The sequence below is a fragment of the Massilia antarctica genome (genome assembly GCF_015689335.1).
Classification (GTDB): domain Bacteria; phylum Pseudomonadota; class Gammaproteobacteria; order Burkholderiales; family Burkholderiaceae_D; genus Telluria_A; species Telluria_A antarctica.
The window spans coordinates 423,599-450,537 of sequence record NZ_CP065053.1 but is presented as its reverse complement, the minus strand read 5'-3'; the positions used below and the strand labels follow the sequence as shown (position 1 = coordinate 450,537).

Here is a 26,939-nt window from a genome sequence, read left to right as displayed (position 1 = left end):
CGCAGGCACGGTTTTGCTTGGGAGCCACACTTCCTTGTCGAAGGAATAATGCTTTGTGTAATTTATTTCGATGACCCGACGGGCATATGTTAACGTCAGGTAAAACTACACGGTGCAAAGCCAGCCCCCATCAATCTGAAAAACCGCAGGAGATACAGATGAAATCATTGTTCAAGCAACTGATGTTCGCGCTCTTTGCCTTCACTCTTGCCGGCGCCGCCAGCGCCCAGGATGCCAAGCGCGGTACCGCCGATGAAGCGGTGGCCATGGTCAAGAAGGCCAGCGCCTACCTGAACGACAACGGCCGCGAGAAGGCGGTGGCCGCCTTCAACGATCCCAAGGGCGAATTCATCAAGGGCGATCTGTACGTCTTCATGTTCACCTTCGACGGCACCGCGCTCGCGCACGGCCAGAATGCCAAGATGGTCGGCAAGAACCTGATGGACCTGAAGGCCGGCGAAGTCTATCCGATCCGCGAATTCGTCAAGATCGCCAATAGTCCGGCCGGCAAGGGCTGGTTCGGCTACAAGTGGCCCAATTCGATCACCAAGGCCATGGAAGAGAAAAACACCTACATCGAGCGCAATGGCGATGTGCTGATCGGCGTCGGCACCTATAAATAGATGAACATGGCGCTGCCCCCTTGACAACCGTCGTCGTCGACGATGGCGGTTTCTCTCCAGGCATCCGGTCCCGCCCCCTGAAATACCGCGAAACGGTACCCGGCAAATAAACCGCGTAGCCAACCCGTTTGCGCTATGATTTGAAGAGCAACAACGGCCCGCTTTGACGGGCCGCGGCTTCTTATACATATATATGGCGGCAAGCGACATGGTACACCGATGGGAAACGCCCGCCAGCGTCTGGCTGGAAGATGAACACACGGCGCAGTTCGAACTGGCGTCGAGCGAAGGACTGGGCCGCGTCGAGCGCGAGGCGCAAACGCGCGGCCGCCTGCCCGACATCGCCCACCTGCTCGGCGCCTCCTTGCCGCTGTCGTGCGACTGCTCGCCCATCTATCCCGAAGGATTCGCGTTTTGCCCCACCTGCGGCGCGCCGCTCGACAAGCTGGCCGGGCGCGCCAAAACCCCGCCCGACTGGTGGGGTCCGTGGTCCGACCGTCTGCTGCCGCGCCACGTCCCGCATGGCTTGAGCGTGACCGCGCTGGCGCTTGGCGACAGCCTCGAAGAACGTCCCGCCGCGCCGGCCCCCGGCCGCCCCGACCGCAGCATGCCGGCCCCGCCCAACGCGCATTGCGTGTTCGCGGCCGGCACCTTCGGCTTTTCGGCGCAGCGCCTGATCGCGCTGGCCCACGCCCGCAACGTGCTGCAGTACTGGGACCCGCTGGGCGCGGCCTGGCATGTCATGGCGGCCGAAGACAATACGTCCGACCTGACCTTCAGCGTCCCGGCTTCGTGCTACGCCTGGCTGCCGCAGCTCGACCCGCTGCGCGGGGAAGTGGGGCTGGTGCCGACCGACCGCGGCCTGCGCCGCCTGTTCATCGATCCGGTCAGCGAAACCTGGCGCACCGAATCGGTGTTCGACGGCTTGCTGGCCAGCGCGCCCGGCGCCATGCGCCGCCACGTGGGGTGCCTGGTCAACGGCGAGGCCGGCGTGCGCCTGTGGAGCGCGCACAGCGACATGAGCAATGAAGTCGTCTATGAATGCGATGCCCCCGCCGGCCAGTGGGAGCGTCCGGTCGGCTACGACGGCAAATTATTCTGGCTGCACGCCCAGGGCCAGATGGTGTGGCAGCCGGGCGCCCCGCCGCAATGGATCGCGTGGCCGCCCGGCTGGTCGCCGCGCCTGCAGTTCGGCGGCCCCACGCAAAGCCGCGACGGGCGCCTGTGGCTGATCGGCCATGACGGCCAGGCCTATTCCTTCCTCGAACTGGGCAAGGCCGGCGGCCAGCTCGAAGCGCTGTCCGGCGCGCGCCTGGGCTTTGCCAGCCTGCTGTTCCGGCGCGGCCATGCGGTGGTGGGCGAGCCGTGGGGACAGGAACACGTCGAAGACCCGCACGACGACGATGCCATGGTGCTGCCGCTGCTGCGCGGCTTCAATAACAACCGCAGCCAGCCGAGTGGGCTGGTGCTGCGCTTTCACCAGTACACCGGCATGGCCGAAGATGCGCTGGCCGGCCGCATCATTGCGCGCACCACGGTCGAATGGATCGGCAAGCGCAACGTGATCCTGGACGACATCGCGCGCCTGGCGCGCCCGCTCGAATGCGTGCCCTTCGTCTACGACAACTGCCTGTGGCTGCACCATCCGGACTGGAACCAGGTGCGCGGCTGGCGTCTGGATTCGCTGTCGTGAGCCGGTCGCTGCCGCGCAGCGCGCGCCTGGCTGCCAGCGCCGCGCTGCTGTGCGCCGGCGCGCCCGCGCTGGCCGGTTCGCACGTGTTCCTGGTCCAGAACTCCGGCTGGATGGAGCCCTTCTATACCGATCCGGCGTCGCCCTTCAAGCCGCTGGTGGCCGAAATCGTCATGGCCGCCACCCGCCCGGGTGACCTGATGGTGCTGGCCGCGTTCAACCAGTCCTTGCCCGGCGCGCCCTCGCCCAAGGCGCTGCTCTCGCTCAAGGTCGACCCGGTGCCCACGCGGCGCCAGGTGGTCACGGCGCTGGCCGCGCTGGAGGTGGCGCACAAACCGGGCAGCACGGCGCTGGCCGACACCGACCTCAATGAAGCCGTCGGTTCGGCCATCGGCGCGGCGCTGGGCGGAAAACCGGGCCTGGTGTGGCTGTTGACGAACAACCGCAACAGCCCGAACAACGACCAGGCGACGGCGCTACGCAACCGCGACTTTTACCAGTTGATTCACCGCGGCGGCGCGATCAGCAAGGCGCTGGCGTTCCCGCTGCAGATGCCGGTGCAGGGCGCGCAGTACCGCGCCAACGGGCTGATGGTGTACGTGTTCGCGGTGGGCGAGCAGGGCGCGCGCGAGCTCGATGCGCTGCTCGCTTCCGGGCGCCTGCAACAGGTCATCACGGAACCGGCCGCGCGTCTCAAGCCGCTCGACCGCGACACTGTGCGCCTGCTGCCGCGCAAGGTCAGCGACGCGCCGGGTGTCGCGTTTTCGATGGCGCCGGGCGGCATGCTGCATGCGGACGTGGATGCCCAAGCGCGCAGCCCGGGCGCGAAGATCGAGTGGAACCTGGAAAACACCATGTACCCGTACACCATCGTCAGCGCCACCCTCGCTGCGCGTTCGCTGCTGGGCGGGGAGAACCGCCCGATCGAACTGGCAGGCACCCGGGTCAGCCAACTGGCGCCCGGCAAAAGCGCGCCGCTGGCCTCGACCATGCAGCTGCCGGTGAGGCAGCTGCCGGGCAAGTGGTCGATGCAGGCCGTCACCTCGGCCGGTTCGGCTTACGTGCTGCCGGGACGGATCGAGCTGCAACTGAGCGGCCAGCGCCTGGAACTGTCGCAAGCCTTCCGCCAGCGCATGGCCACCTTGTTCCCGGGCGACCCGCTGCCCGAGATCTTCACGCCGCCGGCGCAGATCATTGGTTCGACCGCCGTGCTGCCGATCGAGGTGCGGGTGCATTACGGCGTCATGCCGCTGGTGGCGCTGATCGGCGCCGCGCTGGCGCTGCTGGGCGCCGCCGCTGCCGCCATGCTGGCGCTGGCGCGCCCGCGCAAGGCCTTCGTGACGGTGGAGGATGAACTGCGTACCATGCACGCGCGCGCCGGCACGACCCAGCCGATCTACGACAAGGCGGGCAACAAGGTAGCGCAACTGAAAACCACGCTGTTCGGCCACCGGCTGATCGACCTGCGCGAAGGCGCGCAGGTCCGGCTGGGCCGCTGATCCACCTATTCATATCAGGACCATCTTCATGCAAAACCCCAAGGACCCCGCAAGCGTACCCGCCGATCCCGGCTTCAAGCTCCCTGGTGCCGACAGTGCGCCGGCGGACAAGCCACCCAAGGACGCGAACGGCACCGTCACCACCCCCGCGCCGATCGAAGTGGCGCCCTTGGCCGGCGCGCCCGTGACCGATACCTCGTCGCGCGACCTGGCCATCGGCGGCGCCGTGTTCCTGGTGCTGCTGATCGTGTACTTTTTCGTGCGTAACGCCTACGTGCACCATCTGGTGGTCAAGCGCGTGGCGCCGTCGACCGCCGGCAGCGCCGGATGGCTGATGTTCGTCGGCCTGTCGTTCGTGAGCGCGGCGGCGGTACTGGCGATCATCAACGCCAGCAAGTTCCTCACCTTCGGCATCACCGTGCCGCTGGTGCTGGTGGGCCTGGTCGCCCTCGGCGCCGCCCTGTTCGTGGGCCGGCGCTGATCCGGCACGCTCATGACGATTCAACGACTGAAAGAGATTTGACATGGCAGAATTTCCCAACACCGGCAGCGGCGGGGCCAAGGCGGAATTGAAGGTCGACCTGCGGCCTACCTTGTTCATCGGCGCCGGAGGCACCGGCATGGAAGTGATGCTGCGGATTCGCCGCCGCATCCTGTCGGAGGTATGGAACCGCCACAATCCGACCCGGGTCGAATCGATCGCGCAGTTTCCGGTCGCGCGCTTCCTCCACTTCGACCTCGATAACAACGCCATCATCGACGAGGGCAAGTCGCAGCGCACCGACCCGTGGTACGAACTGGTCAAGCTGGCCGACGACGAGCGCCTGATCGAGCCGCTCGACCTGCCCCAGTATCACGAATCGGACGACAGCCTGGCGCGTTTTCCGCTGATCGAAAACTGGATGCCGCTGCGCCCCAAGAAACTGCGCTCGCTCGGGATCGATCCGTCCAAGGGCGCGGGCCAGATCCGCGCGCTGGCGCGCCTGTACCTGTTCGACAAATATCCCAAGCTGCGCGGGCGGATTAAAGGTGCGCTCAATTTCTTGAGCAGCAATGCCGGCAACGAGCGCAAGGAAACCTACCAGCGCCTCGGCCTGCAGGTCGACACGTCCAAGTTCCGCATCGTCGTCATCGCTTCCTGCGCCGGCGGCACGGGCGCCGGCAGCGCCATCGACCTTGGCTGGATTTCCAAGGCCATCGCGCGCCAGGAAGTGTCCGACAACCAGGTCGACCTGGTGATGTTCATGCCGTCCGGTTTCGCCAAGGCCAACAAGGAGCGCACCGAGGCCAATGCCTACGCCACCCTGATGGAGCTGGAAACGACCATGCGCGACATGAACGCGCAAGTGCGCTGGGCCGAGCCGGACAGCCTGGTGGGCAAGGGCGCGCCGTTCGACGATGTGTACTTTGTCGACACCGCCAACCTGGCCAACAAGGCCACGGGCGACATCAAGGATGTCTACCAGATGGTGGCCGACACCCTGTTCGAGGATTTCGCCTCGGCCGATTTTGCCAACCGCAAGCGCTCGATCGCGGTCAACCAGCAGCAGCACAAGCTGGGGCCCTTCAATCCGAGGGTACCGGAACAGCGCTTCGGCGACATGCGCCTGTCGTACTCGAAGGTGTATTCGGCCTTCGGCCAGGCGGTGCTCGACACCCAGCAAAGCCTGCGCGACGATATCCGCGCCTACGAGCTGGCCGCGCTGATGGTCAAGGCTTTCTTTGGCCTGATCGGCAGCGACGGGGTGGCGGCGCGCCGTGCGGGCGACCAGGAACGCGACATCTTCATGCGCGAGCAGCTGGCGATGAGCGAGCATCCGTTCGACGAATTCCCCGACTTCAAAAAGGGCACGGTGGACCTGACGCCGTTCCAGGAATATGCGCTGACCGACCAGCTGCTGATGGACAAGGACCAGCGCTCCTTGCTGGAACGGGTCGAAAGCAAGGTGCAGCTGGAAATCGACCGCATCATGGGTTCCTACGACCTGGGCGTGTGGCGCGAAAAAGTGGCCGAGCTCTTGCCGCACCTGGAGCGCGACGCCATCCGCGAAGCCGGCGCCACCGCCGAAACCAGCGAAGACCGCATCAAGCGCCACACGGCCGAACTGAGCACGCGCCTGAAAGGGCGGGCGCGCACCCAGTTGTATGCGCTGCTGGACGACCGCAAGCAGGGTGGCCTGGAATTCGTGCTCTCGCTGCTGGAACAGATCAAGGCGCGCCTGCTGCAGCGCGACCTGGGCAACGCCGAACGCAATGGCAAGCGCTATCGCGACATCCGCGACGCGCTGCGCACGCGCCAGGTCGAGGAATCGCTGAACAACCTGTCGCAGGCGGCCAGCCGCCTGTTCGGCAAGGATGCCCAGGCGCGCGAAGTGATGGCGCACCTCAAGCGCGACATCGCCGACTACCTGCGCTTTCACCTGCTGGCGGTGGCGGCCGGCCAGTCGATCGAGGTGATGCGCGCCATGTCGGCCTGGCTGGGCGACCCGCAAAGCACCGACGAACAGGGGCAGCCGGTATGGAGCGGCATCGCCGGCGAATTCCAGGAAGGCCGCCGCTGCGTGCAAGCCATGCTCGGCGCGGTCGACCAGCGCATCGACCAGCTGCGCGCCGACGCGCGCCACGAACACGCCACCTGCATCAAGCTGGCCAGCGACGTCGTGCCCGAACCGGTTGCCTTGAGCGGCGACATCCACGCCTGGAGCGAGGAAGTGCTGCTCGAATTCGGCGGCTCGGCGCGCCTGTTCCCGCAACTGGGCGATGAAAAACTGCGCGCCAGCCTGCTGCTCAAGCTGTTCCGCCGGGCCCAGACCCAGCTCTCCGTGCAGGAGGCGGGCGGCTCGGAACCGGTCGATCCGCTGCTCGAACGGCTCGGCGCGATGTCGCCGCAGGAGCGCCAGCGCATCTTCAACGAGTGGCTCAAAAGCGCCATGCCGTGGGTGAATGCGCGCTTTTCCGCCGAGTTCACGCCCAAGGCCGACCAGTTCAAGTGCTTCATCGGCGTGGGCGACGTCAACGCCTGGCGCAAGATGGAAACCGAAATCCGCGCCGCCGTGCCGGCCGGCTCCTTCCACGGCGACCTGGTTTCGGTGGTCAACACCGGCATCAACGGCAAGGCCGTGTGCTACATCGAGCTGTCCGGCTTTCCGATGACGGTGCTGCGCGGCCTGCCGACCTGGCGCACCTCGTACCAGATCGAAAATCCCAAGATTCCGACCCACCTGCATTTCGATTCGACCCGTTTCCGCCATCCGATTTCGCCCTCGATGGATGAATTGAACCGCCTGGCCGACGACTACGAATGGTTCTTGCAGGCCAACGCGCTCGGCGTGATCCGCCGCAAGGGCGACCTGGCCGACCGCGAAGCGTCGTTCCAGCCGCGCGGGCAGTATCTGTTCGAAGTCGAGCCTGGGTCGGGCGAGTGGCTCCAGATCGGCAACGAGTTCGCGATCCGCTCGAACGGCTTGCCGCCGTTTTACCGCGAACAGGTGATCGCCGCCGTGCAGCAGCGCCTGGCCGGCCTGGGACCGGCCCAGCTCACCATGCTGGCCACCCTGATGCGCCACTTCCAGCAGCGCGTGTATGAACCGAAGCTCGACGTCGACGAAACCGGCGCCCAGCTGCCGTCGCCGTCGCTGCCCAACATCACCGCGCGCCGTTTGTACGAGCAATGGTTCAAGCGCGCCTGCGCCATGAATCCGGCGCTGTCCTTGCGCGACATCGACGCCGCCGGCGCAGCGCTGGCCCAGTGGAGCGAAGCGGTGCCCAATTCGGCCAGCGACGCCTACGCCTGGGAAGTCGAAAAACCAGTCGACAAACGCGCCATCCGCGCCGTTTACCTGGCCAGCGAGGCCGAGGCGGCGCAGGCGCTGGCCGGGCGCGCGCTCGCACTCGCACCGCCGCTGCGCGCGGGCGCCGGACGCTATAAACTGTTCATCAACGGCGCGCAGCAGGGACCGTACTCGATCGACGACATCGCGCTGCGCATCGCCCGCGCCGAAGTGGGTCCGCAAACCAAGGCGTGGAACATGCAATGGAATCCCAAGGCCGACAAGTGGCAGGTCGCGGGCGACCTGGCGGAGCTGGCCGTCTTGTTCGGCGATGCCATTCCCGACCCCGACTCCGACAACGACATACCCGATCCAGACTGACACAATGAACCTGCAAGACCAAGTGATCTACCGTTGCATCGATGCCGCCTGCGCGCGGCCGATGCCGCGCCGGGTCGATTTTTGTCCCTATTGCGGCACCGCCCAGCATGACGGGGCGCGCCGGCCGGCGCCCGCCGCCGTGGGCGAGCCGGCTGCCGCTCCCGCTGCGCCGGTGGCGGCAGCGGGAGCGCCGCCGCTCGACGCCCCCACGTTCGTGCAGGTGGTGCCAGCAGCGCCTCCGGTGCCGCCAGCGCCCCCCAAGGCGGCACAGGCCGCGCCGGCGCGCAAGAAGGCGGCGCGCTCTGCCGGTCGCGGCCTGCGTGAGCCGATCCGCCTGCGCTACTGGCTGATGGCGCTGGCGCTGCTGGCCGTGATCTGGTTCACCGCCAAACCGGCCCCCAAAAGGATCGAGGCGCGCATCGCCGAGGCCACCGAGCTGGCTGAAAAATGCAAGATCAAGGAAGCGCAGGACGAACTGGCCGCGCTCAAGGCCGACAAGGTAGGCGCCGCGCAGCTGCGCCGCTTGCAGTCGTCGATCAACGCGGCGGCCGACGCCTGCGAACGCAAGCACCCGCGCGCGGCCAAGCCCAAGCCCGCGCCGAGGATCGAGCCGGCGGCATCAATCAGAGTCGCGCCACGGCCCGTGGAACTCCCGCAGGACCAGTCGGCGCGCAACCTGATCGCCGAAGCGGAGCGCCAGATCGCGCAGGGCGATTACCGGGCCGCCGCCGCCACCTTGGAAACCTGCATCGCCATGGTGGAAGGCGGCAGCCGCGAGTGCGCCGCGTTCAAGAAATACGCCAACCGCCTGCAGAGGGAGATGGAGAGCTGCCTGGCCGCGGGACGTGACTGGAGCAAGGCAAGCTGCACGTAAATACAATCGTATCGTAAACCCCAGCGTAGCTCGTCTGACATGTATCTTTTTTGTAAAGATTGTCAAAGTGCTTGCGAGAATGTTGCTACATGGTCTAGGATCGACACTTTCCCTCTCATTGGAGACGTCGATGGCTTTCAGCAGAATTCTCCCGTCGCTGGCGCTGGCCTGCGGCGCAGCCTCGGCGCAAGCTGCCAGCTTCGATTGCGTGGCGCCCGAGTTCCCCGATAAATCGGTGTCGAGCCAGGCCGCGCGCCGGGTGGACGAGCAGGTGCGTGCGTGGGAAAAATGCTATGCCCAGTTCCGCGCCGGCCACTGGAGCATCGACGCCGCGCGCCAGAACGACGAAGTGGCGGCTGGCCTGGAACGCTGGATGACGCTCACGCGCACCCCGGGCCGCACGCGCAGCGCCGATACGCCGGTGCGCGCCAAACGCGATAGCCAGTCCGCGCACGTCGTCGAGCAGGCGCCGGTTCAATACGCGGTCGAACTGCCCTGAACCGAGGCCGGATCAGGCCACCGGCTGCATCCGGATCGCTATTCCCGACAGCACTGCGTTGCCCGACAGGGGATCGCGCAGATTTTCGTCCAGCAGGGCATTGAGGTTCACGCCCGGCCGCTCGGACGCCACCCGCATTTGCGTGCCTTCCAGGTTGTGGCCCCAGCCATGCGGCAGGCTGACCACACCAGGCATCATCTGCGCCGAGATCTCCACCTGTACTTCGATCATGCGCTCGCCATTGCGGATCTGCGCCATGGCGCCGTCGACCAGGCCAAGCCGCCCGGCGTCGATGGGATGGACCAGCGCCGTGCAGCGGTAGGCGCCCTTGGCCAGCACCGGCAGATTGTGCATCCAGCTGTTGTTCGAGCGTAGCTGGCGCCGGCCCACGATGACCAGGTCCGGCGCTTGGGCCTGCAAATCGGCGGCGGCGCGCGCCAGGTCGTCGAGCAGCGCCTGCGGCGCCAGTTCGATCTTGCCCGAGGGCGTGCGCAGCGCTTCCGGAATGCGGCTGCCCATCGGCCCCAGATCGATGCCCGAGGGGGCCGCTTTCAGGCGCGCCAGGGTCAGCCCGTCCGGGTTTTTGCCGAACTGGTCGCCGTACGGGCCGCTGCGCAGCGCCAGGTCGAGCATGCGTTCGGCGCCGCGCTGGCTGCCCAGGGCCGCCAGCAGCGCGGGGGCGGCCGGCCCGGCGGCACGCGCCACGTCTTCCTGCAGCAGTTCGTCGTCGAGAGAGTCGATGTCGGCTTTTGCCCCGAGTCCTTTGGCGATGGCGGCGATGCGCAGCATGCTTTGCCACTCGTCCGGCTGGTCGCCGGCGCGCGCCAGGACGGGGGCGCTGAAACGCGCGTGGTTACGGTGCGAGAACTGGGTGAAGCTGACGTCGTAGTGCGCGTCTTCCAGCGGCGAGACACCAGGCAGGATCACGTCGGCGTGGCGCGAGGTTTCGTTGAGGTAGATATCGAGGCTGACCATGAAGTCGAGCTGGTCGAGTGCTTTGGACAGGCGCGCCCCGTTCGGTGCCGACAGCACCGGATTGGCGGCAATCGCAATGAGGGCGCGGATCTGGCCGGGGCCGGGGGTGTCGATTTCCTCGGCCAGGCAAGTCACCGGCAGCTCGCCCGACACTTCGGCCGCGCCCGAGACGCGCGAACGAAAACGCCCGGTGGCCACGCCGCGCCCGATGCCCGGCGCGCCGCGCGTATTGGCGGCAAAGGCGGCCGCTTTCGGAAACATGGCGCCGCCTTCTTCATCGAGGTGCCCGGTCAGCACGTTGATGACGTCGATCAGCCACGAACACAGGGTCCCGAACTGCTGGGTGCAGGTGCCGATGCGGCCGTAGATAGCCGCGCGCGGCGTGTTTGCCAGGCTGCGCGCGAGCTGGCGCATGGTGGCCGCGTCGATGCCGCAGCGCGCTGCCACCAGTTCCGGCGCGTACTCGCGCACCGCGGCCCGTACCTGTTCCAGGCCCACGGTGTGCTCGGCCAGGCGCCCCAGGCGCACCAGGTTTTCGTCGAACAGCGCGTGCGCGATGCCGAGCAGGAAGAAGACGTCGGCGCCGGGCCGGATGAAGTGATGGGCGTCGGCCACGTCGGCCGTTTCGGTGCGGCGCGGATCGACCACCACCAGCTGGCCGCCGCGCGCGCGCAGGGCCTTGGCCTTGCCGCGAAAGTCCGGCACGGTCCACAGGCTGCCGTTCGAGACCATCGGATTGGCGCCCAATATCAGCAGAAAGTCGCAGCGCTCGATGTCGGGCACCGGCACCGACAGCCAGCTGCCGAACATCAGGCCGACCGACAGCATTTTTGGAACCTGGTCGACGCTCGACGCCGAGTACATATTGCGCGTGCCGAGGGCCTTGGCCAGGCGCGGGAAGTACAGCATCAGGCTCATTTTGTGGGAGACCGGGTTGCCCAGCACGGTGGCCACCGCATTGGCGCCGCCGGCGGCGATGACGGGCGGCAGGCGCGTCTCGATTTCGGCGTAGGCTTCATCCCAGGTGGCCGGCTCGAACACGCCGTTACGCTTGATGAGCGGCGTGCGCAGGCGATCCGGGTCGTCATGCAGGTCTTTCAGGCCGATCGCCTTGGGACACAGGAAACCGTGCGAGAACACGTCATTCGTATCGCCACGGATGCGCACCACCTTGTTCTGTTCGAGGTCGAGTTCAAGCCCGCAGCAGGCTTCGCAAAACGGGCAAATGCGGTGCGCGCTGGTAGTGGGCACGGCGGTAGGCACGGCGGTAGGCACGGCGGTAGGCGGGGTGGTGGACAAGGTCATGGGAGCGCTTTCCAAAAAATCGAACGGTCGTGCGATTGTGTGCACTTCGTGCCCAACTGTCAACCGGAATGTCGGGCGCGGGTGTATGCTATTGAGCAACAACAACCGTAGGGGAAATCATGAAAATCACATCGCTCATCGGCTGCGCAACGCTGGCCGTTGCGCTGGCCGCGCTGGCAGGCTGCCACAAGGACGAGCAGGGCATGGGACCGGCGCAAAAAGCCGGCGCCAAACTCGACAAGGCCGGCGACACGGTCGGCGACAATCTCAAGGCCAACGTCGACAAGGCCGAAGAGGCGGGCAAGAAGATCACCGACGCGGCCAAGGCCACCGGCGACAAGATCAACGAGGCGACCGAGGATGCCAGCAAGGGCTTGAGCCAGGCCACCGAGAATGTCGGCAAGAAGGTGGAACAGGCGGGCGAAAAAATCCAGGAAGCGGCGCGCAAATAAGCGCGACAATGGTGCGTGCCGGCGGCGTCGTCTGCGTCTGGGACGGAACCGATGACAATCCTTGAGCTTCTTGAACACATGCTACCTGATGGCTGCGACGCGTTCACCTCGCTGAGGGCGTCCGGAGCAGGCCCCCTGGTCTCCCAGGCAGGATTGACGTGCCCGACCTGGCCCCCCGATCTGTTTGCCGTGGTGGGGCGGATCATAGAAGAGTCAGCTTGCTATACGCTCGCCAGTCCCGACCGCGGCGATGTCAGGGCAAACAGGGGCACGCTCGACGAGGGTAAAGTTCTCGGGCACCGCGCAGCACTGGACGCGCTGGCAATCCTCGTGAACGCCTGGAGCGAGGACCCGCTGGTGCCGCCGGCCAAGGTAATGAGCTTATGGAATGAATTGGTGCAGGTTCACGGGAAACATCGGTGGCGCGTGTCGAGTCCGACCCTGCCGCGGCCAGCTGCCTGTTGAGATTGTTCGCCATCGCCGACGAGGCATGCAGAGGAATGGGCTGGGGTGACGACGAGGACAATCCTGTGTCGACCAGTTTTTCCCACATGCTTCTGATGCGTATGGGTGGATGGGCCGAAATCGACCTGCATTTACCGCATTCCCTATGCAGCAAGGTGTCCCCGGAAGCGGTGGTCGTGCTGCCGAAATCGATTACCGCATCCGTCGGTTGCACTATCCGCTCACTGAGCCATTATCTGGCACTGCTGCCGCCGTCGCATGTGGTCCGCACATCGTGGAATTTGGCTGCCGGACGTTATCTGGAGGAGGGCCAGGTCAAGCCCTCCGATCCCTACGATATCCGTCTTTTGCTGATCCCCTTCCCTTTCCACGTACCGAGCCAGAGTTTCGTCCTGAATACACCGCGTGCCGAGTTGGGAGGAAAGCATTTTTGGCCCGCCTACTTCGGTTTGGACCAGCACTGCTTGAATACGGCGTGCGGACCGTTGACTGGGGAGCAGCTGGCCCGGCAATTCGTGCGGCCGCTCATCGAGCAGGCGGAAAGGCAGACTGGTAAAAAACCGCACGGTATCGTGTTGCCTGAATGTGCGCTGAGCCGCGCGGTGGTCCAGGAGCTGGTGCGGGAATTGTCGGACTCGGGAATCGAGTTTGTGATTGCGGGGGCAATCCACGAGGAAGACGGAAAAACCTTCAATCAGGCGTGCACCTTCGTGATCGATCAGGAGCAGCAAGACGCCGCACCGTTCGTGCAGAACAAGCATCACCGGTGGCGCCTCAATCGGACCCAGGCCGATAGTTACGCCCTGGACTTCGACCGCAGTCACGACAATGACAAATGGTGGGAGGACATCGATGTCAGCAAGCGCATCTTGCCGTTTTTCGGATTGCGCAAGGAAATGTCGTTCGTCACCCTTATCTGCGAAGACCTCGCCCGTTCCGACCCCGCGATGTCCGCTGTCAGGGCGGTCGGGCCCAATCTGGTGGTGGCGCTGCTGATGGATGGCCCCCAGCTGGCTGTGCGTTGGCCGGGCCAATACGCGACGGTCCTGGCCGATGACCCAGGGTCGGCCGTGCTGACCCTGACGTGCGCCGGCCTGGTGGACCGCTCCAACTGGCACCAGTCCCGTCCGATTCGATCGATCGGACTGTGGCGCGAGGCCGGCGGCAAGACCCAGGAAATCGGCTTGCCCGAGCGGGCGGCGGCGTTCTGCTGACCTTGCAATCGAAAAAAAGCACCAGAGTACCTTGGATTTGCGGTCGGACAGGGAACTCGCCCGTCAGCTGGTTTTGCGCACAATTGTTCCCGTATTTCTTGATAATGTGCCCCCGTGGGTATAAGCTAGGGCGATCATGAAAGCAAAATTTAATTTCAATATTGGCAATAGAGGCTTGCTGGAGGAAGAGTTGGGCCTTGCCGAGCTTGTGAACGCGAGCTTGCGCGCTAGCGCGGAAAAACATGGCATGGACTTGAAGCCTGGGGTATTTGTGACGGTGAAGCGTGTGCCGACCGGCAATGGCAAGATCGTACGGCGCGTGAGCGCGGAAAATAAAGACCCTGTCGAGGTCCCTCTGGCTGCAGCCTGATCATCGTCATACTCGTAAAAAAACGGCCGCTGGCCGTTTTTTTTCGGATCTCGCGGCGATTTGACCGATCGCATATCGTTCCGCCGAGCGCCCCTAGCCGTGGCCGCGCGCCGGCTGCAGCGGGGCGCGCACGGCCATGGCGCGCCAGTCGTCGACCGCGTCCAGGCTCACCACCAGCGCCACCATGTTCGGAAAGCGCTCCAGCATCTGGTCCAGCCACGGCATGTCCTGCATCAGTTGATCGATGCCGGGCCGCGCCGGCTCGCGCAGGCGTGCCAGCACCCGGCGCCGTCGTGCCAGCGCCGGGTGGCCCTGGGCGTTGAACAGCGCCAGTTCGGCCACCGCGTGGTCGACCAGCACGCCGGCTTCCCCGAAGCGCAGCAGCCGGCTTCTGTCGCCGGCCCAGCCGAACAGGCTGGCCGCCACCGGCAGCAAGGTTTCATGGCCCGGCTTCCAGCCCGCGGCCAGCAGGTGCGTCATGACTTCCTCGAACAGGGAGCGCGCGCAGACGTTGACCATGGCTTCGTCGTCGAGGATGCGCTGCAGCTCGCGCCGCCACGAGGCGTCGTCGCCGGCCAGGTGCGCCTGCGTCAGGCGCGGCAGCGCCGCGCCGAACTGCGCGATGGCCAGGTCGCACAGGTGCTGCGGGTCACCGCGTTCCAGGTCGGGCGGCAGCGGATGCATGGCGCTGCCGGCTTGTGCCGGCATGCGCGGTTCGGCCGCCTGCGCGCACCACGCCAGCGCCATGTCGTAGGCCTCGCGCAGGCGCTGGAAGCCGGCCGCGTCGCGTTCCTGGTCGATCTGTTTGAGTTCGCGCGCGTAGGCGCGCCGCACTGCGCGGGCGTCGGCGTCCTCGCTCAGGCCCAGCCGGGAAAAACAGGGAGGCGAGTGAGGCATGTCAGACGATGGTCAGCTTGGGCGGCGCGGGTGCGTTCTTGGATTCCGGCCAGGTGCCCAGCACGATCGACATGTCGACGTAGCCGGCGCCCCAGGCGCGTTCGAGGTCCTGCTCGATGTCTTCCATCGAGGTCTGCTCGAAGTTGGCGAAACCGCGCACGCCGTAGGCGCGGTTGCGCCCGTGCGCCTTGGCCAGGTAGAGCGCCATGTCGACCAGGTTGACGGCGCGCTCCCACGGCAGCGCATGCGTGCCCGGCACCAGCGGGAAGGGCGCGAAGCCGATCGAGACGTTCACCGACAGCTTCTTGCCCTGGTAGTCGATGCTCTGGTTCGAGATGCCGGTCAGCAGCCGGCGCGCGATTTCCTCGACGCCGCTGCGCGGAATGGCCGGCAGGAAGGCGAGGAATTCCTCGCCGCCCCAGCGCACGATCATGTCGGTCTCGCGCAGGATCTCGCGCAGGCTTTCGGCGATCATTTTGAGCACGACATCGCCGGCGGCGTGGCCATGGCTGTCGTTGACGTGCTTGAAGTGGTCGACGTCGAGCAGGAACAGGGCGCCCACGATTTCCTCGCCCGAGGTGCCGGCGCCGCGCTTTTCCACCTGCAGGTGGCTGCGCATGAATTCCTGGAAGTGGCGCCGGTTGTACAAGCCGGTCAGCGGATCGCGCGAACTTTGCTGCTTCAGTTCCAGGTTCTTCACCTTGAGCTGGGCATTCGCATGGCGTACCTTGCGGTACAGGATGCCGACCACCAGCGCGGCCAGCGCGAACACCACCGCCAGCAGCCACCACACGCGCTGCTGCAGGCGGCGGTTGTCGATTTCGGTCGACTTGAGCTGGTTTTCCCGGCTTAACAGTTCGATCTGGCGCTGCTTCTTTTCGGTCTCGTATTTTTCCTGCAGCTCCAGGGTGGCTTTCTGGCGCCGTTTTTCAAACAACTCGTTCGACAGCGTCCGCTCGCGGTGGTAGGCCTTGACCGCACCCGCCATGTCGCCGGCGCGTTCGAGCGCGGCGCCGTATTCCACCAGCACTTCCTGCAGTTCCGGCTTGTCGCCGACTTTTTCGTACCACGCCAGGCCCAGTTCGAAATGGCGCTTGCCCTCGGCCAGGCTGCCCAGGCCGAGATGCGCCTGGCCCAGGTTCAGGTGCGCGGTCGCCGCGGTGCTGTCGTCGTTCAGTTGGCGCGCCGCCTGCAAGGCCTGGGTCGCGTAGCTGAGGGTGCGCGCGTAATCGCGCTGCTTGAGGTAACTGTCCGACAGGTTCACCAGGGTGCCGGCGATCATCGCCTCGGCGCCGATCTGGCGCTCGTACGCGAGCCCCGCGAGCAGGGCGCGCAGGCCGCGCTGCGGCTGGTTGGTCTCGACCGCCAGGCCGTATTCGGTATCCTTGAGCGACGCCAGGCGCCCCGGCGAATGGGTCTGCTCGGCCAGCGCGGTTGCTTCGTCGAGCGCCTCGAAGCCCTTGTCGTGTTCATTCAACTGACCGTACAGGAAGGCCAGCGCGTTGAGCGCCTGGACCTTGGGAATCGGCTGGCCGTACTGGCGCGCCAGGGTCAGCGCGGTCTGCATCTTGGCCATCGCGGCCGGAAAATTGCCGTCTTCCGAATAGGCCTGGCCCGAGGTGATGGCCGCCTGCACCCTCAGCGCCAGGTCGTCGGTGGTGTTGGCGATTTTTTCGCCTTCCCAGGCCAACTGGTGCGACAGGGCCAGCTGGTCCATGCGCGAGACCACGTAAGCCTTGGTCAGCAAGCCCTTGGCGCTGACCACATTGTCTTTTTTGTCGCGCCCGAAGGCGATCAGTTCCTCGGCCGCGGCCAGTGCTTCCGGCACCTTGTTCATGCCGCGCAGGGCCAGGCAAAGCTGGACCAGGAAGTCGGCCTTGGTGCGCACGGGGGCGGCGCGCGCCTCGCTCTCGATCTGGCGCAGCGCGGCGAGCGCCTTGGGCGGGACGTAGCGGTTCATCTCGCGGATCTCGACCAGGCGCGCATCGAGTACCGGATGCTGGGCGTGCGCGAGGCACGACCCCAGCCATAGCGATGCCAGCAGCACGCGGACCTTGCGGCCATGCGAGGTGTCTGATAAACCTGACATCACGTCCCTTAATGTGAAAACCGATGCTTTCCGGACCGGAAAACTGCAGCCAATTATATTCGTGTTGCAGTCGGGAAAGTCCAAATTGCATTCAGATTGTGCCTCTAAATGCACATTTTTGTGGCAGGCATGTGCGTTTCGATGCCGCTTTGGCATGGAAGTGTTGGTCCCATACGACGCCGATGCGGCGCTTGAGGACGCCGATTTTGCCGCCTGTCGCATTTGCTCCCCGCTGCCGTTCGCATCCCTTATATTTCCTGCAAGCCCATCAATAATGTCAGGAAATACAATGCTTGAGCTGTGCAATGTGGTCAAAATAGTTGGCAAGGATGTGCGCGCGGTGGACGGCGTGAGCCTGGCGCTCGAGCGCGGCGTGGTCGGGCTGATCGGCCACAATGGGGCCGGCAAGACCACCCTGATGCAGATGATCGCCACCCTCACGCGCCCGAGCAGCGGCCAAATCCTGTTCGACGGCGTCGATATCGTCACGAGGCCGCAGGAGATCCGGCGCCGGCTCGGCTACCTGCCGCAGGATTTCGGGGTCTATCCGAACCTGTCCGCGCTCGAATTCATGCAGTATTTCGCCGCCCTCAAGGGCGTGCGCGACCCGGCCCGCATCCGCTATCTGCTCGAACTGGTCAACCTGCACGAGCAGGCCAGGCGGCCGGCGGCCTCGTTCTCGGGCGGGATGCGGCGCCGCCTCGGTATCGCCCAGGCCTTGCTGAACGACCCCGACATCCTGATCGTCGACGAGCCGACCGCCGGCCTCGATCCGGAAGAGCGCCTGCGCTTTCGCAACCTGCTCGGCGAACTCGGATTTGCCAAGCTGGTGATCATGTCGACCCACATCGTGTCCGACGTCGAGAGCATCGCCGGCCAGCTGGCCACCATGGACGCCGGCAAACTGATCGCCTGCGAAACGCCGCGCACGATCCTCGACCGGGCGCGTGGGCGCATCTGGTCGGCCAATGTCGGCGCGGCCGAATACGAACAGTTGCGCACGCGGGTCAATGTGCTGCATGCGCAGCGCGAGGGCGACCATGTGGCGCTGCGCATCGTGCACGGCGCCTCGCCCTGCGAGGGCGCGCGCGTGGCCGAACCGACCCTGGAAGAAGCGCTGATGGCGCAACGCCATGCGCTCAAGGAAGCCGCATGAACGGGCACGTCCTGAGGGCCCTGGCGCTGGCCGAAGTGCGCCTGCGCATGCGGCGCCTCTCCACCATGGTCGCGCTGCTGGTGGTGGTGGCGCTGAGCTGGGCCATGATCGCCGATCCGGCCGGCGGCGAGGCGCTGCTGGTATTTAACAAGGCGCGCGTGCTCTACACCAGTTCCGCGCTGGCCCTGGGCAGCGCCACCCTGGGCGCGCTGCTGTTCGGCCTGGGCGGTTTTTACCTGGTGCGCGGGCGCATGAGCGAAGATGTGCGCAGCGGGATCGGCGGCGTGATCGGCGCCAGCCCGGTCGCCAGCGGCGTGTTCCTGGCGGGGCGCTGGCTGGGCTGCGTGGCGTATCTGGGCGCGCTGGTGGCCGCCTTCATGCTCACCATGCTGGTGCTGCACGCGCTGCGCGGCGACGGCCCGATCGAGCCGCTGGTCTACCTGCAAACCTATGCGCTGTTGCTGCTGCCGATGGTGTTTTTCGCGGCCAGCTGCGCCATCCTGTTCGACAGCTGGGCGCCGCTGATGGGCAAGGGCGGTGACCTGCTGTTCTTCGTGCTGTGGGTGGCGCAGCTGGCGCTGATGACGCAGGCCGGGAGCAGCGAATTGCCAGCGTTGATGGTGTTCGATTTTTCGGGACTGGCGGCGACGGTGGCGGCGGTCCAGGGTTTTGTCAGCGGCGCCGATTTTTCCATCGGTTCCAGCAAGTTCGATCCGGCCGTGGCGCCGGTGACTTTGCCCTCGCTGCTGTGGAGTGCGCGCATGATGGCGCTGCGCGGCGCTTCAAGCCTGATCGCGCTGCTGCCGCTGCTGGCCGCGTGGCCGCTGTTCCACCGCTATTCGCCGGACCGGGTCAAGCCGGGCCGCGCGCGCGTGCGCCGCTCGCCGCTGGCGCTGCTCAACGCCGCCCTGCGTCCCCTGGCCGCGCTGGCCGCGCCGCTGCTGGGACTTGCCGCGCGCCTGCCCGGCGTGGCCGGCCAGGTGCTGGCCGACATCGCCCTCACGTTCCTCATCGACCCGTCCGCGCTGCTGGCGGTGCTGCTGTGCGCGGGGGCTGCCTTGCTGGTGCCGGCTGCGGCGCTGCCGGCGGTGTTGATGGCCGGGGTGGCGTTCTGGGGCATCCTGGTGAGCGACATGAGCACGCGCGACTTTGCCGCCGACACCGAGGACCTGACCGGTGTGGTCAGCGGCGGCGTGGCGCGGCGCTACCTGCGCCAGTATGCGGCCAGCGTGCTGCTCGGGCTGATGTTCATGGGTCCGGTCGCGCTGCGCTGGTCGCTGGCGCAGCCAGTGCGCGCGCTGGCGTTGCTGACCGGCGTGGCCTGCCTGGCGGCGCTGGCCAGCCTGTTCGGCCGATGCAGCCGCAGCGCGCGCCTGTTTTTGTCGCTGTTCCTGTTCGGGCTTTACGTGGCGCTCAATGCGAGCAGGGCGCCGATGCTCGATGCCGTCGGTTTCAACGGCGCGGCCAACCTGCGTTCGCTCGGCATGTACGCGCTGGTGGGTGTGCTGGCACTGGCGGGCGGCTACCTGTGGAATGCCAGCCGCCCGCAGCGTTAGACAGCCAACTGCTGCAACAGGTACAGGCGCTGATACAGGCCGCCGTCGACCAGCATCAATTCATCGTGCGAACCGGCTTCCGAGATGCGCCCGTGATTGAGCACCACGATGCGGTCGGCCTCGCGGATGGTCGAGAGGCGGTGCGCGATGGCGATGATGGTCACCCGTCCGCGCAGTTCGTTGAGCGCTTCCTGCACCACCTGCTCGGTGGCGCTGTCGATGTGCGAGGTCGCTTCGTCGAGCAGCAGGATGCGTGGCTTGCCGGCCAGCGCGCGCGCGATCGCGATGAGCTGCTTCTGGCCGGTCGACAGGCGCGAGCCGCCTTCGCCGAGCGAGGTGTCGTAGCCATCTTCCAGCGCGGCGATGAAGTCGTGGGCATGCGCCGCGCGCGCCGCCGTTTCGATGGCGTCCTGCGACAGGCCGCGCCCCATGTCGATGTTCTCGCGCGCGGACGCCGCCAGCAGGAACGGGTCTTGCGGCACCAGTCCCACCTCGGCGCGGAAACGCTCGTTGTCGATCGCCGCCAGCGGCTGGCCGCTGATCTCGATGCAGCCCGGGCGTGACGGGTAGTAGCGCAGCAGCAGCGACAACAGGGTCGATTTTCCGCTGCCGGTGTGGCCGACGATGCCGAAAAAGGCGCCCTGCGGCACGTCCAGGTTCAACTCATGCAGCACATCCTGGCCTGGCGCATAGCCGAACGTCAGGTCGCGGATGCGTACCGCCGGCGCGTTGGGCGCGGCATGCTCCGTGGGGGCCGCGCGCCCGGGCGCATGTTCCGGTGCGCCCGCTTCGTCGAGCAGGGCCGAGACACGCGCGGTGGCCACCACGGCCTGCTGCAGGCCGCTGAACTGCATGGTGATCTGGATCATCGGCTCGATCACGCGCGCGATGTAGCTGATGAAGGCGTACAGCACGCCGACTTCGACCGCGTTCATGTCGCGCTGCCCGAAGCTGTAGATCACCACCGCCAGCAGGATCACATTGAGCAGGTCGAGCGCGGGGCGCAGCAGGAACGCGTTGGCGCGCAGCTCGGCCAGGCGTGCCTTGTAGTGCGACTGATTGGTGGCGGCGAAGCGCGCGCCGAAACGCTCTTGCGCATTATTCGCCTGCAGCACGCTCATGCCGCCGATCGATTCGGCGATCTGGCCGTTGATGTCGCTGCGCAGGGCACGCGCGCGCGTCACCGCCGGCGCCGACAGGCGCTGGTAGACGAACACGATGACCACCACCGCCGGCACCAGGGCCAGCACGATCAGCATCAGGCGCCAGTCCAGCCAGGCCATGGCGATCATGGTCCCGACCAGCACGATGCTGCTGTCGAGGATCACGAACAGCACCTGGATGTACAAGGTCTTGACGGCTTCGGTATCATTGGTCACGCGGCTGATCAGCTGGCCGGTGATGGCGCGGTCGAAAAACGCCATCGGCAAGCGCAGCACGTGGCCGAACACCCATTCGCGCAGGCGCTGCACCGAGCGCATGGCGAGGCCCGACAGGCGCACCAGTTGCAGGTAGCGCAGCCAGCTGGCGATCCAGCCGCTCACCAGCATGGCGCCGAGAAGCATGGCCATGCGCGGAAAATCCAGGTGGCGCGGCAGCAGGTGTTCGTCGATCAGGGCCTTGCCGAGGATCGGGCCGATCACTTCCAGGCCGGCCGCGAGGATCAGCCACAGGGTGGCCCAGAGCAGGTGGCGGCGGTCGGGATGGGCGGCGCGGCGCAGCAGGCTAATGGCTTGCGCGGCCTGCGCGCGCATCGGCTTGGGAGTGGTATCAGAGTGCATCGAGGCTGGCCTCCAGTTGTTGATAGCGCCACTGGCTGGCGTACCAGCCGTCGCGTTCGAGCAGGGCGTCGTGGGTGCCCGACTCGGTGATGCGGCCGTCGCGCAGCACCACGATGAAGTCGGCGTTGACCACGGCCGACAGCCGGTGGCTGGCGATGATCACGCTGCGTTCGGGCCGCGCGCGCCGCAGTTCTTCCAGGTGTTCGAGGATGCGCGTTTCGGTGCCGGTATCGACCGCCGACAGGGCGTCGTCGAGCAGCAGCAGGGTGCTGTCGGCCAGCAGCGAGCGGGCAATCGCCACGCGCTGGCGCTGGCCGCCCGACAAGGTGATGCCGCGTTCGCCCACCGGCGTGTCGTAGCCCTGCGGGAAGCGCAGGATGTCGTCGTGGATGGCGGCCATGTGGGCTGCGTGCTCGATCTGCGCGCGCGTGGCGTCCGGGCGCGCCAGGGCGATGTTCTCGGCGATGGTGGCCGAGAACAGGAACGATTCCTGCGGCACCCAGCTGATCGCCGCGCGCAAGGTCGCCAGGGTGTAGTCCGCCAGCGCCCGCCCGCCCCAGCTGGCCTGGCCGGTCTGCGGCGTGGCCTGGCGCAGCAGCACGCGCAGCAGGGTCGACTTGCCGGAACCGGTCGGCCCCACCAGGCCCAGGGTCTGGCCGGGCGCGACCTGGCACGAGACGTCCGCCAGCGCCGGCACGGTTTGCCCGGTGTAGGTGTAGCCGACATGGTCGAGCACCAAGGCGCCCGGGGCCAGCTCGGCCACCTGGCCATGGTCGTCCACGCTCAGGGGCGTGTCGAGCAGGGGCTGCACGCGCGCCAGCGCCGCGCGTCCGCGTTCGATCAGCGAGAGCACCCAGCCGGCCGCGAACATCGGCCAGATCAACTGGCCCAGGTACATGGTGAAGCTGGTCAGCGCGCCGATGGTCAGCTGGTTGTGCCATACCAGGTAGCCGCCCAGGCCGAGCGTGAGCGCGCTGGCGGCGGTGAGGGTGAGTCCCACGGCCGGCTCGTAGGCCGCTTCCCATTTCTGGGCGCGCAGGCTGGCGTCGGCCGCGTGCGCGGCCAGTTCGCTGAACTGCGCCGCGCTGCGCTGCTCCAGCCCCAACGCGCGCAGGGTGCGCACGCCAGACAGGGCTTCCTGTACATGGTCGTTCAGGCTGGAGAAGCGCTTGAGCGAGTCGCTCGCCGCCATGTGGATATGGGTGGAGATGCGCCAGAACGCGAACGCCATGAACGGAAAGGGCAGCAGGGCGATGCAGGCCAGGCGCCAGTCGACGCCCAAGGTCATGATCCCCAGCACCATGACCAGGGTCAGGCTGCCGTCGAAACCGGCCAGCATGGCTTCGCCGGCCGCCATTTCGATGGCGTCGATATCGTTGGTGGCCAGCGCCATCAGGTCGCCGGTGCGCTGCTTCTGGTAGAAGGCCGGCCCCTGGGCCGACAGGCGCGCGTAGAAGCGTGTGCGCAGTTCGACCCCGAGCTGGTAGGCCGCAGCGAACAGGCGCAGGCGCCAGCCGACCCGCAGCAGGTAAATGGCCACGCCCATGGCGAGCAGTTGCAGCAGTCCGCGCAACAGGTCGTGGGGGCCGAGGCTGTGCGCGGCCAGGCCGTCGATCAGGGCGCCGATTTTGCGTGGAATCCAGACCGTCAGCGCGGCCACGCCGGCCAGCATGAAGGCCGAGGATATATAGGAGCGCCAATGGCGGCGCACAAAGCTGCCGACGAGCTTCGATAAACTCATTACGTTCCTTGCAAGTTGCGCCCAGACGAAACAAACGGGCCGAAGCCCGTTAATTTACTACTTTTGGCAACTTGGCGCAGAGGCCGGCCGTATCCGCCGCCGTGCCTACCGCCGTGCCTACCGCGGTGCCTACCGCCGTGCCTTATTTCTTGCGCGCGCCTTTCGATCCGGACGCATCGGCCGGTTTGCCCATGACCGGCCTGCCCGAATGCGGAGCCGGCGGCGGCGTTGTGTCGATCGGCCTGATGCCGGAGACGTCGATCTGGATCGCGTCGTCGGCGGCCAGGGGCGCGGCCGCTGGCGCGTCCTGCGAGGCGCCGGCGCCGATGCCGGCGATCGCGCGCGCGATCGGGGTGGCGTCGGCCAGCGGCAGCGGGTCGGGGGCGGATTCGCCGATGGGGTTCATGCTGACGATGATCGGCTCATCGTCCGTGTCGGGTTCGGCCGGGGCATCGCTGCCGGCGGCTTCGACCTTGTCGCCGGCGGCTTGTTCGTCGTAGTGCCCGTCGTCGCCGTGCGCTTCATCGTTGGCGGACGCGCGCGCCACGGCGGGCGCGGACAGGGCCGACGCCTTGGCGGCCTCGGCGCTCACGCTGCCGGCGATGCCGAACAGGGCGCGGCTGTAGTCGAGAATGGTGTTGAAGCTCTCGCGGCTGTGCGCGGTCAGCGCCAGCAGGTCGCCCGGGTCCTTGGCGGCCAGCAACTGCTGGAAGGCGGCGGTGGATTTTTCAACACTGGCGCGGGTGGTGCGCAGGTTCAGGGCAATCAGCTTTTCGGTATTTTCGACCGCCTTGCCGGAAAAATGGCGGAAAGCGTCGAACTGCGCTTCGAGCTGGGCTTTGCGTGCTGCGGAAAACTGTTCTGGAAGGTTACTCATCTGGGTTCCTTGGAAGTGTTTTATGACGCGCTGCAATATTGCTAAGTCTATCCATGATTGCCTGCCTTGAAAAGCAATTTTTCAACCGTGCTCACGAAAATATCTTGCATCGCAGCATTTATCCGATTGGCATGACAGCGGCATGACAAACCCACGTCCGCCCGACCCAACTCCGGCCGAACTCGCTACAATCGGGCGACATAGCCTTTTCCCAGGAGCCATCGATGGATCTCGTTATCCGCAACGCCAGCCTGCCCGACGGGCGCCTCCAGATTGATATCGCGATCGAGGGCGGGCGCATTGCCGCCGTCGGCCCGCGCCTGGCCGTGCAGGGCGCGCGCGAGATCGACGCCGGCGGCGACCTGGTGACGCCGCCGTTCGTCGACGCCCACTTCCACATGGATGCCACGCTCAGCTACGGCCTGCCGCGGGTGAACCGCAGCGGCACCCTGCTCGAAGGGATCGCGCTGTGGGGCGAACTGAAACCGGGCCTGACCCAGGATGCGCTGGTCGAACGCGCCATGCAGTACTGCGACTGGGCGGTCGCGCGCGGTTTGCTGGCGATCCGCTCGCACGTCGACATTTGCGACGACCGCCTGCTGGCGGTGGAAGCGCTGCTGGAAGTGCGGCGCCGGGTGGCTCCCTATCTGGACCTGCAACTGGTCGCGTTTCCGCAGGATGGGATTTTGCGCAGCGCCAGCGCTTTTGAAAACCTCAAGCGCGCCATTGGCATGGGGGTGGACGTGGTGGGCGGGATTCCCCATTTCGAGCGCACCATGAGCGACGGCGCGGCCTCGGTGCGCCTGCTGTGCGAATACGCGGCCGCGCAGGGACTGCGGGTGGACATGCACTGCGACGAATCGGACGACCCCATGTCGCGCCATATCGAAACCCTGGCCTTCGAAACCCAGCGCCTCGGCATGCAGGGCAGGGTGGCCGGCTCGCACCTGACGTCGATGCACTCGATGGACAACTACTACGTCAGCAAGCTGCTGCCGCTGATCCGCGAGGCTGGCGTGGCGGCGATTGCCAACCCGCTCATTAACATCACCCTGCAGGGGCGCCACGACACCTATCCCAAGCGGCGCGGCATGACGCGCGTGCCGGAGCTGATCGGCGCCGGCGTGGACGTCGCCTTCGGCCACGATTGCGTGATGGACCCGTGGTACAGCCTCGGCTCGGCCGACATGCTGGAAGTGGCGCATATGGGCCTGCACGTGGCGCAGATGACGGGGCAGGAGGCGATGCACCAGTGCTTCCTGGCGGTGACCGAGGTTCCGGCCCGCATCCTCGGGCTGGAAGGCTACGGCATCGCGCCGCGCTGCCACGCCGACCTGGTGCTGCTGGACGCGGCCAGCACGGTCGAAGCGATCCGCCTGCGCGCGGCGCGGCGCATGGTGATCCGGCGCGGCGTGGTGGTGAGCGAAGCGCCGCGCGCGCGCGCCACCCTGAACCTGCCGGGGCGCGCGGGCGCCACCGATTTCCGCCTCGGGATGCGCTGATGGCTTGACGGGCGGGGCGCCATCGATGCTACACTCGGCACCGATCAACCTTGTCGAAAAATGAACAAGGCGCGACGTTCAACCGGGAGGGGTGCGTGAGCCAGCAGCAGATCCAGAATCAGACCGAGATCCAGACCCAGACCAGTATCCGGGTCCGTCCAGCCGCAGCTAGCGACATGGACGGGATGTGGACCATTTTCGACGCTGTCATCGAGGCCGGCGAATCCTATCCCTTCGCGCCTGGCACGTCCAGGGCAGCCTGCGCCGACTACTGGTTCAATCCGCGCTCGACCAGCTTCGTCGCCGTCGACGCCGACCAGCGCGTGCTGGGCATGTACAAGCTGGTACCGAACCAGATGGACCTTGGCGCGCATGTGGCCAATGCCTCGTACATGGTCAGCCCGGCGGCGCAGGGGGCCGGCGTGGGCACCCTGCTCGGCCGCCACAGCCTGGCCGAAGCGCGCCGCCAGGGCTATCTGGCGATGCAGTTCAACTACGTCATCAGCAGCAACCGGGCCGCCGTCGCGCTGTGGAAAAAGCTGGGCTTCGAGATTGTCGGCACCCTGCCCAAGTCGTTCCTCCATGCGCGCCTGGGCTATGTGGACGCCTACGTGATGTACCAGCTGCTGACCGATCCGGCCGCCTGGCCGGCGCCGGCGTGCCGATGAATATCCTCGCTACCTCGCGCCTGGCGCTGCGCACCGTGGAAGCGGCCGATGCGCCGTTCTACCTGGAGCTGGTCAACGATCCCGACTTCATCGCCAACATCGGCGACCGCGGCATCCGCACCCTGGACGAGGCGCGCCTGCACATCGAGAACGGCCCGGTGAAGATGCAGGAAGCGCTCGGGCATGCGATCTGGCTGGTGGCGCTCAGGGAGAGCGGGGAGGCGATCGGCATGTGCGGCCTGATCAAGCGCGACACCCTGGCCGAGGTCGACATCGGCTATGCCTTCCTGCCGGCCTGGCGCGGCCAAGGCTATGCGCTGGAAGCGGCCGTCGGTGTGCTCGCCTACGCGCGCGCCACGCTCGGCCTGGCGCGCCTGCTGGCGATTGCCTCGCCACGCAACGCCGCCTCGCACGCCCTGCTCGAAAAACTCGGCCTGCGCTTCGAAAAGATTGTCCACCTTGCACCGGACGATACGGGTACCCGGCTGTATGCGATGGAACTGTGTGCAACTGCCTGAAATACTTGTTGCGAGTTAACTGAAACGTATTTCTTTT

The 26,939-nt window shown here is 66.5% G+C and carries 22 protein-coding genes; 16 read left to right on the top strand and 6 right to left on the bottom strand.

All coding sequences use genetic code 11. The features are described 5' to 3' along the window. Positions 1-158 precede the first annotated feature (158 nt). The 7 genes from IV454_RS02025 (at position 159) to IV454_RS01995 (ending at position 9,336) form a co-directional block, all read left to right on the top strand. A complete protein-coding gene (locus IV454_RS02025; RefSeq protein ID WP_206089986.1) occupies positions 159-623 on the top strand; it encodes a cache domain-containing protein in 465 nt (154 codons plus the stop codon). Positions 624-831: 208 nt separating this feature from the next. Continuing rightward, positions 832-2,316: a hypothetical protein gene (locus IV454_RS02020; RefSeq protein ID WP_206089985.1), complete on the top strand. Its 1,485-nt coding sequence runs from the start codon at positions 832-834 to the stop codon at positions 2,314-2,316. Then, positions 2,313-3,812, top strand: coding sequence for a hypothetical protein (locus tag IV454_RS02015; protein WP_206089984.1), 1,500 nt, complete (start codon positions 2,313-2,315; stop codon positions 3,810-3,812). The genes IV454_RS02020 and IV454_RS02015 overlap by 4 nt, the downstream gene beginning before the upstream one ends. A gap of 28 nt (positions 3,813-3,840) precedes the next feature. Further along, positions 3,841-4,293: a hypothetical protein gene (locus IV454_RS02010; protein WP_054264349.1), complete on the top strand. Its 453-nt coding sequence runs from the start codon at positions 3,841-3,843 to the stop codon at positions 4,291-4,293. Between the two features lie 43 nt (positions 4,294-4,336). Next, complete coding sequence (locus tag IV454_RS02005) at positions 4,337-7,963, top strand: tubulin-like doman-containing protein (protein WP_206089983.1); 3,627 nt, start codon at positions 4,337-4,339, stop codon at positions 7,961-7,963. Between the two features lie 4 nt (positions 7,964-7,967). Further along, complete coding sequence (locus IV454_RS02000; RefSeq protein WP_206089982.1) at positions 7,968-8,837, top strand: hypothetical protein; 870 nt, start codon at positions 7,968-7,970, stop codon at positions 8,835-8,837. 130 nt (positions 8,838-8,967) lie between these two features. Continuing rightward, the gene (locus IV454_RS01995) at positions 8,968-9,336 is read left to right on the top strand and encodes a hypothetical protein (protein ID WP_206089981.1); all 369 of its coding nucleotides are present in this window, start codon (positions 8,968-8,970) and stop codon (positions 9,334-9,336) included. Between the two features lie 12 nt (positions 9,337-9,348). Here IV454_RS01995 and IV454_RS01990 read toward each other — a convergent pair whose 3' ends face one another. Next, the gene (locus IV454_RS01990; RefSeq protein WP_206089980.1) at positions 9,349-11,616 is read right to left on the bottom strand and encodes a molybdopterin-dependent oxidoreductase; all 2,268 of its coding nucleotides are present in this window, start codon (positions 11,614-11,616) and stop codon (positions 9,349-9,351) included. 119 nt (positions 11,617-11,735) lie between these two features. Between IV454_RS01990 and IV454_RS01985 the strand changes: the two genes are divergently transcribed. The 4 genes from IV454_RS01985 to IV454_RS01970 all read left to right on the top strand — a co-directional run bounded on the left by IV454_RS01985 (position 11,736) and on the right by IV454_RS01970 (position 14,117). Then, on the top strand, positions 11,736-12,068 hold the full coding sequence (locus IV454_RS01985; RefSeq protein WP_206089979.1) for a hypothetical protein: 333 nt from the start codon (positions 11,736-11,738) through the stop codon (positions 12,066-12,068). A gap of 51 nt (positions 12,069-12,119) precedes the next feature. Then, positions 12,120-12,533 (top strand): hypothetical protein, encoded by a 414-nt coding sequence (locus IV454_RS01980; protein ID WP_206089978.1) that lies wholly within the window; start codon positions 12,120-12,122, stop codon positions 12,531-12,533. Then, a complete protein-coding gene (locus IV454_RS01975; RefSeq protein WP_206089977.1) occupies positions 12,488-13,747 on the top strand; it encodes a hypothetical protein in 1,260 nt (419 codons plus the stop codon). The genes IV454_RS01980 and IV454_RS01975 overlap by 46 nt, the downstream gene beginning before the upstream one ends. A gap of 136 nt (positions 13,748-13,883) precedes the next feature. Further along, positions 13,884-14,117 (top strand): hypothetical protein, encoded by a 234-nt coding sequence (locus IV454_RS01970; RefSeq protein ID WP_206089976.1) that lies wholly within the window; start codon positions 13,884-13,886, stop codon positions 14,115-14,117. Positions 14,118-14,210: 93 nt separating this feature from the next. Here IV454_RS01970 and IV454_RS01965 read toward each other — a convergent pair whose 3' ends face one another. Both IV454_RS01965 and IV454_RS01960 read right to left on the bottom strand, forming a co-directional pair. Next, on the bottom strand, positions 14,211-15,014 hold the full coding sequence (locus IV454_RS01965; protein ID WP_206089975.1) for a hypothetical protein: 804 nt from the start codon (positions 15,012-15,014) through the stop codon (positions 14,211-14,213). Position 15,015: 1 nt separating this feature from the next. Then, positions 15,016-17,103 (bottom strand): tetratricopeptide repeat-containing diguanylate cyclase, encoded by a 2,088-nt coding sequence (locus IV454_RS01960; protein ID WP_206089974.1) that lies wholly within the window; start codon positions 17,101-17,103, stop codon positions 15,016-15,018. Positions 17,104-17,392: 289 nt separating this feature from the next. On the opposite strand from IV454_RS01960, the gene IV454_RS01955 reads away from it, so the two are divergent. After that, the gene (locus tag IV454_RS01955) at positions 17,393-18,259 is read left to right on the top strand and encodes an ABC transporter ATP-binding protein (RefSeq protein WP_206089973.1); all 867 of its coding nucleotides are present in this window, start codon (positions 17,393-17,395) and stop codon (positions 18,257-18,259) included. Continuing rightward, positions 18,256-19,815 (top strand): ABC transporter permease, encoded by a 1,560-nt coding sequence (locus tag IV454_RS01950; protein ID WP_206089972.1) that lies wholly within the window; start codon positions 18,256-18,258, stop codon positions 19,813-19,815. The genes IV454_RS01955 and IV454_RS01950 overlap by 4 nt, the downstream gene beginning before the upstream one ends. On the opposite strand, the gene IV454_RS01945 is transcribed toward IV454_RS01950, so the two are convergent. The 3 genes from IV454_RS01945 to IV454_RS01935 all read right to left on the bottom strand — a co-directional run bounded on the left by IV454_RS01945 (position 19,812) and on the right by IV454_RS01935 (position 24,214). Continuing rightward, positions 19,812-21,596, bottom strand: coding sequence for an ABC transporter ATP-binding protein (locus IV454_RS01945; protein ID WP_229522006.1), 1,785 nt, complete (start codon positions 21,594-21,596; stop codon positions 19,812-19,814). The two genes, IV454_RS01950 and IV454_RS01945, sit on opposite strands and share 4 nt — an antisense overlap. Then, the gene (locus IV454_RS01940) at positions 21,586-23,337 is read right to left on the bottom strand and encodes an ABC transporter ATP-binding protein (protein ID WP_206089971.1); all 1,752 of its coding nucleotides are present in this window, start codon (positions 23,335-23,337) and stop codon (positions 21,586-21,588) included. Before IV454_RS01940 ends, IV454_RS01945 begins: the two co-directional genes overlap by 11 nt. Positions 23,338-23,479: 142 nt before the next feature. Continuing rightward, entirely contained in the window at positions 23,480-24,214 is a 735-nt protein-coding gene (locus IV454_RS01935) for a phasin family protein (RefSeq protein ID WP_206089970.1), read from the bottom strand. 224 nt (positions 24,215-24,438) lie between these two features. Between IV454_RS01935 and IV454_RS01930 the strand changes: the two genes are divergently transcribed. The 3 genes from IV454_RS01930 to IV454_RS01920 all read left to right on the top strand — a co-directional run bounded on the left by IV454_RS01930 (position 24,439) and on the right by IV454_RS01920 (position 26,902). Next, positions 24,439-25,716, top strand: coding sequence for an amidohydrolase family protein (locus IV454_RS01930; protein WP_206089968.1), 1,278 nt, complete (start codon positions 24,439-24,441; stop codon positions 25,714-25,716). A gap of 95 nt (positions 25,717-25,811) precedes the next feature. Then, positions 25,812-26,384, top strand: coding sequence for a GNAT family N-acetyltransferase (locus IV454_RS01925; protein ID WP_307730205.1), 573 nt, complete (start codon positions 25,812-25,814; stop codon positions 26,382-26,384). Beyond that, positions 26,381-26,902, top strand: coding sequence for a GNAT family N-acetyltransferase (locus tag IV454_RS01920; RefSeq protein ID WP_206089967.1), 522 nt, complete (start codon positions 26,381-26,383; stop codon positions 26,900-26,902). Before IV454_RS01925 ends, IV454_RS01920 begins: the two co-directional genes overlap by 4 nt. Positions 26,903-26,939 lie beyond the last annotated feature (37 nt).